Origin of the sequence: Allostella sp. (genome assembly GCF_041913585.1) — a bacterium.
Lineage (GTDB): Bacteria > Pseudomonadota > Alphaproteobacteria > ATCC43930 > Allostellaceae > Allostella.
In genome coordinates this window covers 1-13,899 of the sequence record NZ_JAYSFE010000049.1, presented here as the reverse complement: position 1 = coordinate 13,899, position 13,899 = coordinate 1, and the positions used below count along the sequence as shown (strand labels likewise).

The 13,899-nt window shown below is 71.8% G+C and carries 18 protein-coding genes; 5 read left to right on the top strand and 13 right to left on the bottom strand.

Annotated features, from left to right (window positions below; all coding sequences use genetic code 11):
- Positions 1-39: 39 nt before the first annotated feature.
- Positions 40-750, bottom strand: coding sequence for a GNAT family N-acetyltransferase (locus ACE3Q3_RS11420; protein WP_374445959.1), 711 nt, complete (start codon positions 748-750; stop codon positions 40-42).
- A gap of 144 nt (positions 751-894) precedes the next feature.
- Here ACE3Q3_RS11420 and ACE3Q3_RS11415 point away from each other — a divergent pair, with 144 nt between their 5' ends.
- On the top strand, positions 895-1,050 hold the full coding sequence (locus tag ACE3Q3_RS11415) for a DUF3309 family protein (RefSeq protein WP_374445957.1): 156 nt from the start codon (positions 895-897) through the stop codon (positions 1,048-1,050).
- Between the two features lie 14 nt (positions 1,051-1,064).
- The gene (locus ACE3Q3_RS11410) at positions 1,065-1,394 is read left to right on the top strand and encodes a SemiSWEET family sugar transporter (RefSeq protein WP_374445954.1); all 330 of its coding nucleotides are present in this window, start codon (positions 1,065-1,067) and stop codon (positions 1,392-1,394) included.
- Here ACE3Q3_RS11410 and ACE3Q3_RS11405 read toward each other — a convergent pair.
- Complete coding sequence (locus tag ACE3Q3_RS11405; RefSeq protein WP_374445952.1) at positions 1,364-2,170, bottom strand: PhyR family response regulator anti-anti-sigma factor; 807 nt, start codon at positions 2,168-2,170, stop codon at positions 1,364-1,366. The two genes, ACE3Q3_RS11410 and ACE3Q3_RS11405, sit on opposite strands and share 31 nt — an antisense overlap.
- A gap of 150 nt (positions 2,171-2,320) precedes the next feature.
- On the opposite strand from ACE3Q3_RS11405, the gene ACE3Q3_RS11400 reads away from it, so the two are divergent.
- From ACE3Q3_RS11400 to ACE3Q3_RS11390, 3 genes are read left to right on the top strand one after another with little or no spacing between them, the layout of a single operon-like run.
- Positions 2,321-2,515, top strand: coding sequence for a NepR family anti-sigma factor (locus ACE3Q3_RS11400; protein ID WP_374445949.1), 195 nt, complete (start codon positions 2,321-2,323; stop codon positions 2,513-2,515).
- Positions 2,508-3,122 (top strand): sigma-70 family RNA polymerase sigma factor, encoded by a 615-nt coding sequence (locus ACE3Q3_RS11395; RefSeq protein WP_374445947.1) that lies wholly within the window; start codon positions 2,508-2,510, stop codon positions 3,120-3,122. The genes ACE3Q3_RS11400 and ACE3Q3_RS11395 overlap by 8 nt, the downstream gene beginning before the upstream one ends.
- On the top strand, positions 3,119-4,999 hold the full coding sequence (locus ACE3Q3_RS11390; RefSeq protein ID WP_374445945.1) for a sensor histidine kinase: 1,881 nt from the start codon (positions 3,119-3,121) through the stop codon (positions 4,997-4,999). The genes ACE3Q3_RS11395 and ACE3Q3_RS11390 overlap by 4 nt, the downstream gene beginning before the upstream one ends.
- A 6-nt stretch (positions 5,000-5,005) precedes the next feature.
- Here the strand turns inward: ACE3Q3_RS11390 and ACE3Q3_RS11385 are convergent, their stop codons facing one another.
- From ACE3Q3_RS11385 to ACE3Q3_RS11335, 11 genes are all read right to left on the bottom strand, one after another.
- Complete coding sequence (locus ACE3Q3_RS11385) at positions 5,006-5,665, bottom strand: TetR/AcrR family transcriptional regulator (RefSeq protein WP_374445943.1); 660 nt, start codon at positions 5,663-5,665, stop codon at positions 5,006-5,008.
- A 105-nt stretch (positions 5,666-5,770) separates the two neighbouring features.
- On the bottom strand, positions 5,771-6,964 hold the full coding sequence (locus tag ACE3Q3_RS11380; protein ID WP_374445941.1) for an ABC transporter substrate-binding protein: 1,194 nt from the start codon (positions 6,962-6,964) through the stop codon (positions 5,771-5,773).
- 65 nt (positions 6,965-7,029) lie between these two features.
- Positions 7,030-7,725, bottom strand: a complete 696-nt coding sequence (locus ACE3Q3_RS11375; protein ID WP_374445939.1) for an ABC transporter ATP-binding protein — start codon at positions 7,723-7,725, stop codon at positions 7,030-7,032.
- Complete coding sequence (locus ACE3Q3_RS11370) at positions 7,722-8,438, bottom strand: ABC transporter ATP-binding protein (RefSeq protein WP_374445937.1); 717 nt, start codon at positions 8,436-8,438, stop codon at positions 7,722-7,724. The genes ACE3Q3_RS11375 and ACE3Q3_RS11370 overlap by 4 nt, the downstream gene beginning before the upstream one ends.
- Positions 8,435-9,424, bottom strand: a complete 990-nt coding sequence (locus tag ACE3Q3_RS11365; RefSeq protein WP_374445934.1) for a branched-chain amino acid ABC transporter permease — start codon at positions 9,422-9,424, stop codon at positions 8,435-8,437. The genes ACE3Q3_RS11370 and ACE3Q3_RS11365 overlap by 4 nt, the downstream gene beginning before the upstream one ends.
- A complete protein-coding gene (locus ACE3Q3_RS11360) occupies positions 9,421-10,269 on the bottom strand; it encodes a branched-chain amino acid ABC transporter permease (protein ID WP_374445930.1) in 849 nt (282 codons plus the stop codon). The genes ACE3Q3_RS11365 and ACE3Q3_RS11360 overlap by 4 nt, the downstream gene beginning before the upstream one ends.
- Positions 10,270-10,461: 192 nt before the next feature.
- Positions 10,462-11,229 (bottom strand): SDR family NAD(P)-dependent oxidoreductase, encoded by a 768-nt coding sequence (locus ACE3Q3_RS11355; protein ID WP_374445927.1) that lies wholly within the window; start codon positions 11,227-11,229, stop codon positions 10,462-10,464.
- Between the two features lie 16 nt (positions 11,230-11,245).
- A complete protein-coding gene (locus ACE3Q3_RS11350) occupies positions 11,246-12,034 on the bottom strand; it encodes an SDR family NAD(P)-dependent oxidoreductase (RefSeq protein ID WP_374445925.1) in 789 nt (262 codons plus the stop codon).
- Entirely contained in the window at positions 12,031-12,210 is a 180-nt protein-coding gene (locus ACE3Q3_RS11345) for a hypothetical protein (RefSeq protein WP_374445922.1), read from the bottom strand. Before ACE3Q3_RS11345 ends, ACE3Q3_RS11350 begins: the two co-directional genes overlap by 4 nt.
- Entirely contained in the window at positions 12,207-13,610 is a 1,404-nt protein-coding gene (locus ACE3Q3_RS11340) for a phenylacetate--CoA ligase family protein (RefSeq protein WP_374445921.1), read from the bottom strand. The genes ACE3Q3_RS11345 and ACE3Q3_RS11340 overlap by 4 nt, the downstream gene beginning before the upstream one ends.
- Positions 13,610-13,899: Zn-ribbon domain-containing OB-fold protein (locus ACE3Q3_RS11335; protein WP_374445918.1), on the bottom strand; the 290-nt coding region annotated here is incomplete at its 5' end. The genes ACE3Q3_RS11335 and ACE3Q3_RS11340, both read right to left, overlap by 1 nt.

Below are 13,899 nucleotides of genomic sequence, written 5' to 3'. Positions count from 1 at the left end.
CCGCCCCGCACCCCGCGACCCCGCGCGTGGGACGTCCGCTCAGCCGGCCGCGCGGAGTTCGGCGAGGCCGCGCTTCTGCCGGCCCGCGGCGTCGAAATTGTCGGGCGCCAGCCAGCGCTCGAAGGCGGACCGGACCGTCGGCCACTCCTTGTCGGTGATCGAGAACCAGGCGGTGTCGCGGTTGCGGCCCTTGTAGACGAGCGCCTGGAGGAAGATGCCCTCGAAGCGGAAGCCGAGCCGCTGGGCGGCGGCCCGCGAGGGCGCGTTGAGGTCGTCGCACTTCCACTCGTAGCGGCGATAGCCGAGCTCGTCGAAGGCACGGGCCATCATCAGGTACATGGCCTCGGTCGCCGCCGGCTGCCGTTGCAGCCGCGGCGAGTAGTTGATGTTGCCGACCTCGATGACGCCGTTCGCCGGGTCGATGCGCATGAAGGTGGCGACCCCGACCGCCTTGCCCGTCCCGTCGACGATGGCATGGAAGAGCGGGTCGTCGCCGGCCGCCATCTTCTCCAGCCAGGCGCGGTAGGACGCGAAGTCCGGCGGCGCGTCGATGCCGAGATAGGTCCAGTTGGCGCCCGTCCGGTCGTCGCCGTTGGCCTCGTGCAGTTCGGCGGCATGGCGCGCGATGTCGAGCGGCTCGACGCGGCAGAACCGCCCGACCATCGGCGTCCGCGGCGGGCGCGGGCGCGGCTGCCAGTCCGGAACGGGGGCGCCCACCGGCTGGCCGTGGGCGTTCAGGTGCTGCGTCATGGCGTGGTCCCGGCTGCTGATGGCGAGGCGCGGCGGGCGCGCCGGGCGGGACGATAGCGCAGGCGCCGCCGGCGGCGGTAGCCGGAACGAACCGCCGGCGGCCGCGTTCATCCCTCCGTCACTGCCGGTCGGAGGCCACGTCCCGTGCTCAGCACCATCCTGATCGTGATCCTGATCCTGATCGTCATCGGCTCGCTGCCGACCTGGCCCTACAGCCGCGGCTGGGGCTACGGCCCGACCGGCGGGCTGTCGCTGGTGCTGGTCGTCCTGCTCGTCCTGGTGCTGATGGGACGGGTGTAGGCCCGGCGAAGGTCTTGGACCTCGCCGGATGGGTCGGCGCCGCCGCGACGGCGGCGTCGACCGTCAGCTTCGCGCCGCAGGCCTGGAAGGTGCTGCGGACGGGCGAGACCGCGGCCATCTCCGTCCGCTCCTACTCGGTGACGGTGACGGCCTTCGCCTGCTGGCTCGCCTACGGGCTGCTGCTCGGCCAGTGGCCGATCATCGTCTCCAACATCGTGTGCCTCGCCTTTGCGGGCTTCATCCTGACGATGGCGATGCTGCCGCGCCGCCGGCGCCGGGCGGTGGCCGCGCTCGTCGGCGGGCGCGACCTCGGTCAGCCCGACGCGGCGCAGAACAAGGCCTGAGAGACCGCCACCTGCAGCGCCTCCGGCTCGAACGGCTTGGCGACGACGAAGGTCGGCTCCAGCCGTTCCCCGGTCAGCAGCCGCTCGGGAAAGGCGGTGACGAAGACGACCGGCAGATCGGCCGTCTCCAGGATGCGCCGCACGGTCTGGATGCCGGTGTTCCCGTCCTCGAGCTGCACGTCGGCCAGGATCAGGCTCGGGTTGCCGGCGCGGGCGAGCCGCACCGCCTCGTCGGACCGGGCGGCAACGCCGACGACGGCGTGCCCCATCTCGGCGACGATGCCGGCGATGTCGAGGGCGATGACCGCCTCGTCCTCGATGATGAGGACGCGGGCGGGCGCCTCGTCGCGCAAGGCCGTCCAGGCCTCGTCGAGCAGCCCCGACAGGGCGGCGGCGGCGATGCCGAGCACCGCCGCCGCCTCGGAGCGGGTCATGCCCTCGGCGTGGACCAGCAGCAGGGCGGCGCGCCAGCGCGGCGGCAGCATCGCCACCCGCTCCTCCAGGCGGCGCTGGACGAGCGCGTCGGAACTGGTCGCGGCGGCGGAGGCGGCCGGCGGACCCGGAGGAACCGCCGCCGGATCGAGCACGTTGTGGAGGGACCGGAACAGATCGACCCGGGTCGGCGGCCCGGACGCCGGGCCGGCCTCGTCGAGAACCCGCTGGAGCGCGCGCTTGACCAACTCGTCGCCGACCCCCTGCGAGCCGGTCAGGGCCCTGGCGTGCCGGCGCAGGTAGGGCAGCTGCGCCGCGATATGGGTCCTCGTCCTCTCGTCCATGACCGACCCCCGTGGCGTTGTCCCGCCGATGCGGGCGACCGCGGCACTGGCCGCGGACGGTAGATGGGGCGCCGGATCGCCATTGGAAGCCCGCGCGTCGCGCCGGGCACACCCCGCGGAACCGCCCGCGGAACCGAAGGAATCGCAGCCGTGAGCAGAGTGGATCGGATCGTGATGGAGGAACAGGACACCGGGCGGCGCCCGCCGGCGGCGCCCCGGACCGGCAGAAGGCCGAGGGGCGGCCACGACTGGCTCGAGGCGAAACTGAAGGGGCTCTACGACGAGGTCGCCCGGGAGCCGCTCCCCGACCAGCTCCAGAAGCTGATCGACGAACTCCATGGATAGCGGCTCCGATCCGGCGCTCCGCCACGAGGCCGAGCCCGAAGCGCCGGCCGCGCCCCGGCCGGAGGCCGGCATCCGCGACGAGCTGATCGCCTGCCTGCCGCAGCTTCGCGCCTTCGCGCGCTCGCTCGCCGGCCACCGCGATCTCGCCGACGACCTCGTCCAGGAGGCGATCGTGCGGGCGCTCGCGGCCCAGGGGTCGTTCCGTCCGGGGACCAACTTCCGGGCCTGGATCTTCACCATCCTCCGCAATCTGTTCTTCACCGAGCGGCGCAAGAGCCGCATGGTCGTCCAGTCGATCGACACGATCGAGCAGGAGCTGTCCCCGGTCGCCGCGGCGCAGGAGAGCAAGGTGGAGTTCGACGACTTCCGGCTGGCGCTCATGAAGCTGCCCCACGACCAGCGCGAGGCGCTGATCCTCGTCGGTGCCAGCGGCATGAGCTATGAAGAAGCGGCCCAGGTCTCCGGCTGTGCGGTCGGGACGGTGAAGAGCCGGGTCAGCCGCGCGCGGCGGACCCTGGCGCAGCTGACGGGCCGCAACGAGGACGGCGAGCCGGGCCGCGGGGACGAGCCGCGGCCGCCGGGCGGATCGGATCCGATCGGCGGGTGACGACCTATCCGGAGGATGGCGGCCCGCGGCAGGGCCGCTCCCTCGACCGGGCAGTCGGCAGGATGTGGAAGAGGTTGACCAACTGCTTCGATCCGCTGCGGGCCCGGCTCGGGCTGGCGCTCGCGGTCGCGCTCGTCCCGATCGTCGCCTACGACCTCGTCCTTGCGTTCCAGGGCTACCGCGACGCCGAGGGGCGCGGCTGGACCACCGTCCGCCAGCTCGCCATCGTCGCCTCGAACAGCCAGAACGCGCTGATCGAGGGTACGCGCCGCCTGATGATCGGTCTCGGCGAAAGCGACGCGGTCCGCGAGGCCGCGGCCGGCCGCACGTCGCGCGACTGCTCGCGGACGATGGCGCGGGTCGTGGCCGCGCTGCCGGAATATTCCGACCTCGCCGTCGTCGACGGCGGCGGCGAGATCCGATGCAGCGCCGTCGACCGCAGCACCGGCGGCTCGGTGGCCGACACGCCCTGGTTCCGCGGCATGACGGACACGCAGGGGTTCACGCTCGGCTACTTCACGCTGTCGCGCGAGACGGCGGAGCCGATCGTCAGCGCCCTCCTGCCGACCTCGGGACCGGACGGCACCCCGGCGGGGGCCATCGTCGCCGGCATCCGCCTGCCCTGGCTCGGCAGCCTCGCCCAGAAATACGGCCTGCCCGAGGACGGGGTCGTCTATCTCCTCGACGCCAAGGGCACGGTGATGACGTCGTCCGACCGCTTCCTGGCGGTTCCGGAAACGGACCATGGCATTCCCGGGAGCCGGCGGTCGCCGGCCGAGGCGGCGACGCCCGACGCGGAACTGCTGGCGGCGATCGCCGCGCGCCGCCTCACCGAGTTCGCCGCCGCCGGCAGCGACGGACGGGAACGCTTCTACAGCGCCGCCAACCTCCAGAACGGCAGTCTCTACATCCTCTTCGGCATGCCGAGGACGAGCGCCATGAGCTGGAGCCACTACCAGACCCTGGCCTTCATCGTCGGCCCGCTGCTGATGCTGGCGATCGCCATCGCCGTCGCGGTGATCGGCGGCGAGCTCCTGATCTCGCGCGGGATGCGGGCGCTGCTCGCCACGGTCGACGCCTACGGGCGCGACCAGCTCGACGCCCAGCCGGACGTCCGGCGCAGTGCCCGCGAAATCCGCCAGTTCGCCGAAGCCTTCTCGGAGATGGCGCGCAAGATCGCCAGCCGCGAGAGCGACCTGCGGCGGTCCCTCGAGGAGAAGGACGCGCTGCTCCGGGAGGTCCATCACCGCGTCAAGAACAACCTCCAGATCGTCACCAGCTTCCTCAACCTGCAATCGAAGAACACGCGCGAGGCGGCGGCGCGCGAGGTGCTGACCGAGGCGCGCGTGCGGGTCCGGGCGCTGGCGCTGGTGCATCGCCATCTCTACGAGAGCGCGGACGTCCGCCGGGTCGACTTCGCCGCCATCACCGAGGCCCTGGCCGACCAGCAGGCGCACGCCCAGGGCCTGGCCCAGCGCGGCATCGCCGTCCGGCTCGCGCTCGACAGCGCGCCGATCCCGGCCTCCCACGCCGTGCCGGTGGCGCTGCTCGTCACCGAGGCCTTGAGCAACGCCGCCAAGCACGGCTATCCCGAGGGCCGCCGCGGGACGATCGAGATCGCCTTCACCCGCCGCGACGGCGCCGATGCCGAATTGCGGATCGCCGACGACGGGGTCGGACCGCCCCGCGACGAGCACGGCCAGCCGGTATTCCCGCCCGGCATCGGCGTCGCCCTGATGCAGGCCTTCGCGCGCCAGGTCGGCGGCACGATCACGTTCGCGGCCGGCGCGTCCGGCGGCGCCGTCGTCACCGTGCGCTTCCCGGTCAGGGCGGACGGTCCCGAGCAGGTCGACGAGGCGATGGACGCGGCCGGCTGAGCCGGCTCAGAGGCGGCCGCAGCAGGTCGAAAGGCGCCGCCGCCGCTCGCCGCGCGCGGTCAGGACCTGGCGGAGCATCATGCCGAGGCCACGGTCGACATACTCGTCGACGCCCATCTGCCGGGCGAAGCGCCAGGCCTTCAAGGCCCAGCCATGCGAGAACATGACGATCTGGTGGACGAAGAGCTCGACGTCGACGTCGTCGAAGAGGCCGGCCTCGATGCAGTCGCGGATACAGGCGGCGATCAGCTCGTTGGTCTCGACCTCGGTCTGCTTGATGAGGTTGCGGCGCTCCTTGCGCAGCGACTTCGTCTCCCGGTAGGCCAGCACGGTGGCGGCGACGGATTCGCCGTTGACCCGGCAGTAGGTGCGCACCGCCGTGCAGAAGCGGTCGAGCGGCTCCGTCACCCCTTCCAGCGCCTCGGGGATGCGCGCCTTGTAGCTGTCGAGGACCTGCGCCAGCGCGAGATAGAGGAGATCCTCCTTGTCCTCGACATACTGGTAGATGAGCCCGATGCTGACGTTCGCCCGCTCGGCGACGTCGCGGATCGTCGTCGTGTGGTAGCCGCGCTCGCTGAACAGCTCGATCGCCGCTTCGGTAAGCTGCTGGCGCCGGCGCTGGATCAGCTCCGGGTCGTCGACTTTGCTCTTGATGGTGTCGGGCAAGGGCCGTTCCGGTCCGCCGGTTCGGGCGGCCGTCCGCCCCGTTCGACTACGCATAGTGGATGGCGGCCGCCCGCGGCAATCCCCGCGGGCGGCTGCTCCCGCCCGTCAGCCGGGCAGCTTGCACGCCGGATCGGGCGCCGGCGTCGCCGTCTCGGCCGGCACCGACATGGTGATGATCGGCTTCAGCTTGCCGTCCTTGTCGCCGACATAGCCGAAGAAGTTGGGGCCGACCAGCTGGTGGTCCTCCTTGCGCATGAGCTGCTTGCCGAGGATGGTGTCGAAGGTCGTCCCCGACAGCGCCTTGGCGACGTCGGCCGGCTTCACGCTGTTGGCCTTGGCCACCGCCTGCAGGATGACCTGCATGCCGATGTAGGTCTCGCCCTCGAAGTTGGTCGGCTCGGTGCCCGGATACTTCTTCGCCCAGTCGGCGACGAACTTCTTGTTCTCGGGGGTGTCGAGCGTCGAGCTGTAGTTGATGATGCCCCAGATGCCCTTCGACGCCTCGCCCAGCGTCTTCACCGTGTTGTCGGTGACGAAGCTGACGCCGGCGGTGAAGACCGCGTCGAACAGGCCGAACTGCTTGGCCTGGGTCGCGAAGTTGATGGCGTCGCGGCCGGCGAGCGCCACCCACAGCCCCTGGGCGCCCGAATCCTTGATCTTCTGGATGTAGGGCGCGAAGTCGTTGGTGCCGAAGGGCGAGTAGTTCTCCGAGACGATCGTGCGCTTGTTCGCCTGCGTCGACTTGATGAAGCTGGCGCCCGAATCCCGGCCCCAGGCGATGTCGGCGGCCATGATCGCCCACTTCTCTTCCTTGCGGCCGGCGAGCCACGGCGTCACCACCGCCCCGTCGGCGGCGTCGAGCCGGTTGACGCGGAACATCCGCGGCTGGCAGGCCGAGCCGGTGATCTGGTTCGCCTTGTTGATGGTCGAGACGTAGATCGCGTCCCAGCGCTGCAGCATCGGCCCCATGGCCAGGCCCTCGCCCGAGGCGACGGTGCCGGTCAGCAGCTTGAAGCCCTCGAGCGCCAGCTTCTCGGCCTGGCGGCGGGCGAGGTCGGGCTTGGCCTCGGTGTCGAGGAAGCGGGCCTCGACCTTGCGGCCGCCGACGCCGCCCTTGGCGTTGGCCTCCTCGACCGCGAACACGACCGCCCGCCGGGCCTGGTCGCCGAGGTCGGCATAGGTCCCGGTCAGGGCCGTCGGCACGCCGATGCGGATGACCTCCTGCGCCGCGACGCCGCCGGTCGCCGCCAGCATCGCCGCCGCGGCCAGCGCGGCCCGCCTCGTCCAAAGCGTCTGCATGCTCCGTCTCCTTCCTTCGCGTTGTCCCCCGCGGGGTTCTTGTCGGACCCGGACCGCACCCCCCGTCAGACCGCGACGTGGCGCTTCAGGGTCTCCATCGACAGGCCGGCCAGTTCGCCGGCCTCGATCACCGTCCCCTTGGAGAGGACGTAGTAGCGGTCCGCGACCCGGCGGACGAGGCCGAAATTCTGCTCGATCAGCAGAATGCCCGTCCCCTCCGCCGCCAGCCGCCGGAAGATGTCGGCAAGCTCGTCGACGATGACCGGGGCCAGCCCCTCGCTCGGCTCGTCGAGCACGAGCAGGCTGGGGTTGGCCATCAGCGCCCGGCCGATCGCCAGCATCTGCTGCTGGCCGCCGCTGAGCGCCGTGCCCGGCGTGTCGGCGCGCTCGCGCAGGATCGGGAAGAGCTCGAACACCCGGTCCATGGTCCAGGCGCCGCGGCGGCCGACGGCGGCACCCAGCAGCAGGTTCTCGCGGATGGTCAGGCCCGGGACGATGCGCCGGCCCTGCGGCACCACGGCGATGCCGCTGCGCGCCGCGGTGAAGTGCTGGAAGCGCGTCGCGGTCTTGCCCGCGAGGTCGACCTCGCCCCGCCGCACCGTGGCGATGCCGAGGAACGAGTTGACGATCGTCGTCTTGCCGACGCCGTTGCGGCCGAGGATGGCGACCCGCTCCTCGGGCCGGATCTCGAACGTGACCCCGTGCAGCACCTGGGCGCGGCCGTAGTAGGAGTCGACGTCGCGGAAGGCGAGGAGGGTCATTCCACCGAGCTCCCGAGATAGGCGGTGACGACCTCCGGGATGCGGCGGATCTCGTCCGGGGTGCCGTCTGCCAGGATCTTGCCGAGATGCAGCACGGTCACCCGGCTGCAGATCGAGAAAATCACCTCCATGTCGTGCTCGACCAGCAGCACGGTGACGCCCCAGCGCCCGGCGAGGTCGCGCAGGATGCCGGCCAGCACCATCGATTCCTGCATCGACAGGCCGGCCGCCGGCTCGTCGAGCAGCAGCACCCTGGGCCGCCCGACCAGCGCCAGCGCGAGGTCGAGCCGGCGCTGGTCGCCGTAGGAGACGTCGGCCGCCCGCCGGTGGGCGAGGTCGGCCAGCCCCAGTTCGGCCATCACCTCGTCGCTGTTGTCGTGCTCGGCGGCGGCGGCGGCGAGCCGGATCTGCTCGTCGATCGTCAGGTCCGGGAAGATGTTGGTGCGCTGGAAGGAACGGGCGAGGCCGGCGCGCCGGCGCTCCACCGCGCCGAGGCCGCTGATGTCGCGCCCGTCCATCAGGACCCGGCCGCTCCAGGTCTGGGCGCGGCCGGACAGCACGTCCATCAGGGTCGACTTGCCGGCCCCGTTGGGGCCGATCAGCCCGCGGATCTCGCCCTGCGGCACGGCGATGGACACCGTGTCGAGGGCCGCGAAGCCGCCGAAGCGGCGCGTCATGTCGATGCCCTCGATGGCGTAGGTGGATCCGGTCATTCCCCCCTCCTGCCGCCGAGGCGCCGGCCCAGCCAGACGAGGACGCCGCCGACGCCGCGCGGCATCAGCACCGTCACCAGGATCAGGGTGACGCCGATCACCGCCGGCCAGTGGTCGGTGAAGTCGCCCGCCGCGTTCTTGATGAAGAAGAAGATGACGCCGCCGAGCGCCGGCCCCCAGACCAGCCGCGGGCCGCCGATGATGGCCATGATGAGCGCCTCGCCGGACAGGCTCCAGTGCAGGGTTCCGGGCGAGACGAAGCCGTTGTAGAGGGCGAAGAGCAGGCCGCCCAGGGCGCACACCGCCGCCGAGATGGCATAGACGATCGCCCGCGGCAGCACCGTGCGGTAGCCGATGTAGCGCGCCCGCTCCTCGTTTTCGCGGATCGCCAGGGTCAGCGTGCCGAAGCGGCTGCGCGCCAGCAGCCACAGGCCGAGGATGACCCCGACCAGCGCCAGCCAGCAGACCAGGAACATGCTGGTCGGCTGCTGGAAGACGGCGATGTCGACCCCGAAGACCCGCGCCGGGAACGCGATCGCCATGCCGTCGTCGCCGTTGGCGAGTTCGCGCCACTTGAGGAAGAGCTCGTGGAAGGCCTGGGCGACCGCCAGCGTCAGCATCGAGAAGGCGACGCCGGTGATGCGCACGATGACGACGCCGAGCGCCAGCGCGAAGATCGCCGGGAGCGCCACCGCCAGGAGGATCGCGAGTTCGGCCGGCAGGCCGAACTTGATGAGCAGCGCCGTCGCGTAGGCGGCGAGCCCGAAGAAGGCGGCGTGCCCGAAGCTGACGGTGCCATTCTGGCGCAACAGGAAGCCCACCCCCGTCGCCAGCACCGCGTTGATCGCCGCCTGCGTCATCAGGGTCAGGAAGAGCGGCGATTCGACGATCACCGGCAGGGCGCAGCCGGCGGCGCCGACCACCAGCAGGACCGCGAGGAAGCCGAGGCCGCGCGGACGCGACGGGGCGGCGGCGAGGTCGGTCATGTCCGCCCCCCGACGAGGCCGGTCGGCCGCCAGATCAGCACCCCCACCATCAGCAGGAAGGGGATCATCGAGGCCGCCCAGGGGATGTAGACGATGCCGAAATTGTGCACCTGCCCGATCACCAGCGCCGCGATGAAGGCGCCGGAGAAGCTGCCGAGCCCGCCGACCACGACGACGATGAAGCTGTCGATCAGGATGAAGCTGCCCATCGACGGCGACAGCGCCATCAAGGGCGCCGCGATCGTGCCGGAGAGGCCGGCGAGGCCGGCGCCGATGGCGACGACGGCGGCGCTGACCCGGTCGGTGTCGACGCCCTGCATCCCGGTCGTCACCGGGTCGACCGAGGAGGCGCGGACATAGAGGCCGATCCGGCTGAGGCGCAGCCACAGGCTGAGGCCGAGGGCGACCAGCACGGCCACGGCGATCACCATCAGCCGGTAGACGGGAAAGGTCTCGCCGGCGATCGAGACGGTGCCGGCGAGCAGCGGCGGTGCCGCCAGCGACAGAAAGTCCTTGCCCCAGATCGTCTTGACCACGTCCTCCAGCACCAGCAGCAGGCCGAAGGTGACGAGCACGGTGGCGATCGGGTCCTCGTGCTGCAGCGGCCGGAAGACGAAGCGGTCGAGGACGACGCCGAGCACCGCCAGGACGACGATGGCGACGACGAGCGCCACCCAGAAGTTGCTGACCGCCGCCACCGCGAAGGCGACGTAGCCGCCGACCATGAAGAGGCTGCCATGGGCGAAGTTGACCACTCGCCGCAGGCCGAAGATCAGCACCAGCCCGACGGCGAGGACGTACAGCAGCCCGCCATAGACGAGGCCGTTCAGGATGTTGATTAGCATGGGGACCATCCCCCGCCGGCGGCGATCGCCGCGTCCGTCGGGCGATGGCCGCGTCCCACCGACGCCGGCCTCGACATGCTTCGTCCCCCTCCCCCCGCGCGGCCCCTTGTCGTCGTTCCCGTCCCCGGGCTGGCCGCTTCGTTGACTGAATGATGGTTCATTCACTCGCCGTCCGTCAATCGGGCGCCGGACTCAGGTCGCCGAGAAGCCCCCGTCGACATGCAGGATCTGCCCGGTGATGAAGGCCGCGGCCGGCGACGCCAGGAAGACCAGCGCTCCCGCCAGATCCTCCGGCTGGCCGAGCCGGCCGAGCGGCATCCGCGACAGCACCGAGCCGTAGACCTGCGGCAGTTTCTCGATGAGGTGCCGGTTGAGGTCGGTCACGAAGACCGTCGGCGCCACCGCGTTGACCGTCACCCCCTTCGGCCCGAACTCGACCGCGAGCGCGCGGGTCAGGTTGGCGACCGCCGCCTTGGCGGCGCAGTAGGGCGCGCGGTTGGGGATGCCGCGGTCGGCCAGGATCGAGGCCATGTTGACGATGCGGCCCGAACCGCGGGCCAGCATCTGTGGCGCCAGTGCCTTGCAGCACAGCCAGGTCCCGGTGGCGCTGACGTCCATCACCTGGTGCCAGTCCGCCTCCTCGAGCTCGATCGCCGTCTTCGACGCCATCACCCCGGCATTGTTGAAGAGGATGTCGACGCGTCCGAACGCCTCCAGCGCGCGGGCCGCCATGACGTCGACGGAAGCGCGGTCGGCGACGTCGGCCTCGAGCGCCAGCGCGCGCCGGCCGGTCGCCCGCAGTTCCTCGGCCATGCGCTCGGAGAGCGCGAGGTCACGGGCGGCGATCACCACGTCGGCGCCGGCCGCCGCGAAGGCGCGCGCGCCGAGCGCCCCCAGGCCGCGGTTGCCGCCGGTGACGAGGGCCACCTGGCCGTCGAGCCGGAAGCTGGGAAAGCTCATCTCGGGTCCTCCCGGGTCAGCCGGCCATCTGCCCGCCGTCGATCGGCAGGGCGTGGCCGGTCAGCATGCGCGCCTCGTCGGAGGCGAGAAAGAGGGCGGCGTTGGCGGTGTCGACTGCCTCCGGCATCCGGCCGAGCGGGATCGTCGCCCGCATCCGTACCCGCGCCTCGTCCATGTCGCCGGCGAAGCCCGGCATGAACTTCGCCAGCATCGGCGTCTCGGTGACGGCGGGGCAGATCGCGTTGACCCGGATGTTGGCCGGCGCCAGTTCGAGCGCGAGGCTCCGCGTCAGCCCGACCAGCCCATGCTTGGAGACGGTGTAGACGCTGAAGTTGGGCTTCGCGCTCAGCCCCTGGATCGAGGCGGTGAAGAGGATGACGGCGCCGGCCGGGCGCGCCGCCCCGGCCCGACGCAAGGCCGGCAGCGCCGCCTGGGCCATCTTCATCGCGCCCGTCAGGTTGACCCCGATCACGCGATCGAGGGTCGCGTCGTCCGCCGTCTCGAACCGGCCGGCGAAGGGGCCGCCGGCATTGGCGTGCAGGATGTCGAGGCCGCCGAACTCGGCCTCGGTCGCCGCCACCGCCGCCTCGTCCTGGGCGCGGTCGGTATGGTCGCAGGCGACGAAGGCCGCACCGTCGCCGAGTTCGCGGGCCAGCGCCTTGCCGCGGCCGGTGTCGATGTCGGCGATCATCACCCAGCAGCCTTCGGCATGGAACCGCCGCACCGTCGCGGCGCCAAGGCCGGACGCGCCGCCGGTGACGAGCGCCACCCGCCCCGCCAGCCGGTCGCCGGTGGGCCGCCTCATGGCAGCGCCTCGCCCTTGATCGCGCGCAGGGCCGAGACCCGGCCGGCCAGGTTCTGGTACTGCCCGCGCATCAGCGGATCGCCGCTTTCGGCGAGCCGCTCGGCCAGCGCCGCGATCTCGGCGAGCAGCCGGCGCTCCTCGGCATCGGTCAGGGCCGGTTTGACGGGCTCGGTCATGCCTTCAGCCCTTCCTGGCGCTCGTCGGTCCAGCGGCGCGCCTTGTAGGTGAACTCGGGCAGGTCGCGGCGGGCCACGATCTCCAGCTCCATCTGGACGTTGGTGCGCTCCTTGATCCGCTGGCCGAGGCGGCCGGTCAGGGCGCGGCGGGCGTCCTCGTTCATGCCGGCATGGACGTCCTTGAGCGCGAGACGGACCTGGACGCGGGTGCGCCCGGCCTCGTCGACGAAGACCCGGCCAACATATTCGGCGACCTCCGGCTCGGCGAAGACGGCGGTGTCGACCGCCAGCGGCCAGACGTTGTTGCCGCGGATCTTGAGCATGTCGTCGTAGCGGCCGATGGTCCCCGTCTCCAGGCAGTTCCAGGCCCGGCCGCCGCCGCACTCGTGCCAGGGCACGAAGCGCGCCCGGTCGCGGGTGGAGAAGCGCAGCACCGGCGAGCCCTCGATGTCGAGGTTGGTGAGGATGATCTCCCCCTCCTCGCCCGGCGCCACCGGCAGGCCGGAGTCGGGGTCGACGACCTCGACATAGTTGGTCCATTCGAGCAGCCGCATCAGGCCGCGGCGACCGTCGCCGCGAACCACGCCCGCCTCGCAGGTGGACGCGACGAAGCCCGCCCCCTGGGTGCTGCCGTAGCCCTCGTGCAGGCGGCAGCCCCAGAACTGCTCGATGCCGCGCGCCCATTCCAGCGGATAGCCCTCGGCGACGATGTGGATCGCCCGCATCGTCGGAAAGGCCTCGGCCGCGACGATGCCGCGGCGGCGCAGCGCCTCGCTCAGCGTGTGCAGGTAGTTGGTCGAAGCATAGATGAAGTGCATCTCGCCGAAGCGCAGCATCAGGTCGATCTTGGCGTCGGTCGAGAGCGTGCCGCCGACATGGAAGGCGGTGGCGCCGGCGATGCGGAAGCCCTCGGGCGGCCCCCAGCCGCCGGTCGTCAGGCCGCCGGTCGGCACGCAGTTGAGCGCCATCTGCCCCGGCCGCAGCCCGGCCATGAACCAGGGCAGCAGGTGCAGATAGCCCTGGACGGCGATGTCGTGGTCCGTCCGGCCGTAGACCTCCTGGCCCTGGCCCGAGGTGCCGCCCGTCATGTTGACAAGGGTCACCCGCTCGCGTGGGACGCCGAGGCGGCGGCCGAAGGGCGGGTGCTCCTTCTGGTCGGCCAGGAAGTCGGCCTTGGTCGAAATCGGGACGCGGCGGTTGAAGTCGGCGAGCGAGCGGATCTCCTCGGGCCGGACCTTCGCCGCCTCGAGCTTGGCGCGATAGAAGGCATTGGTGTGCCACAGCCGCTCGACCTGGCGCTGCAGCTTGCGCAGTTGCAGCGCCTCCAGTTCGGCCCGGCTCAGACGCTCGACCGGGGCGAGCGTCGCCGAGACGTCGCGGAAGGCGATCGGCTCGCCCATCAGCGCGCGCCCGCGGCGCCGGGCCGGAAGCGCGGCAGCGCGATCTCGGCCGTGACGTCGTCGAACGTGACCTCGACCGGCATTCCCGCCGTCACCGCCTCGGGCGCGCAGCCGACGATGTTGGTCGCCATCCGCGGCCCCTCCTCCAGCGTCACCAGCGCCACGACGTAGGGCACCGCATCCTGGTAGACGTCGCGCGGCACCGGATGGCGGACGACGATCCAGCTGAAGACGGTGGCGCGGCCCGACGCCTCGATCCAGTCCGCCTCGCGCGAGCGGCAATGGGCGC

Excerpts from the sequence above, each read along its gene's own strand:
- ACE3Q3_RS11405 (WP_374445952.1), bottom strand. The coding sequence starts at position 2,170 with ATGGACGAGAGGACGAGGACCCATATCGCGGCGCAGCTGCCCTACCTG.
- ACE3Q3_RS11350 (WP_374445925.1), bottom strand. The coding sequence starts at position 12,034 with ATGAGGCGGCCCACCGGCGACCGGCTGGCGGGGCGGGTGGCGCTCGTC.
- ACE3Q3_RS11365 (WP_374445934.1), bottom strand. The coding sequence starts at position 9,424 with ATGACCGACCTCGCCGCCGCCCCGTCGCGTCCGCGCGGCCTCGGCTTC.
- ACE3Q3_RS11360 (WP_374445930.1), bottom strand. The coding sequence starts at position 10,269 with ATGCTAATCAACATCCTGAACGGCCTCGTCTATGGCGGGCTGCTGTAC.
- ACE3Q3_RS11355 (WP_374445927.1), bottom strand. The coding sequence starts at position 11,229 with ATGAGCTTTCCCAGCTTCCGGCTCGACGGCCAGGTGGCCCTCGTCACC.
- ACE3Q3_RS11375 (WP_374445939.1), bottom strand. The coding sequence starts at position 7,725 with ATGACCCTCCTCGCCTTCCGCGACGTCGACTCCTACTACGGCCGCGCC.
- ACE3Q3_RS11380 (WP_374445941.1), bottom strand. The coding sequence starts at position 6,964 with ATGCAGACGCTTTGGACGAGGCGGGCCGCGCTGGCCGCGGCGGCGATG.
- ACE3Q3_RS11345 (WP_374445922.1), bottom strand. The coding sequence starts at position 12,210 with ATGACCGAGCCCGTCAAACCGGCCCTGACCGATGCCGAGGAGCGCCGG.
- ACE3Q3_RS11340 (WP_374445921.1), bottom strand. The coding sequence starts at position 13,610 with ATGGGCGAGCCGATCGCCTTCCGCGACGTCTCGGCGACGCTCGCCCCG.
- ACE3Q3_RS11420 (WP_374445959.1), bottom strand. The coding sequence starts at position 750 with ATGACGCAGCACCTGAACGCCCACGGCCAGCCGGTGGGCGCCCCCGTT.
- ACE3Q3_RS11370 (WP_374445937.1), bottom strand. The coding sequence starts at position 8,438 with ATGACCGGATCCACCTACGCCATCGAGGGCATCGACATGACGCGCCGC.
- ACE3Q3_RS11395 (WP_374445947.1), top strand. The coding sequence starts at position 2,508 with ATGGATAGCGGCTCCGATCCGGCGCTCCGCCACGAGGCCGAGCCCGAA.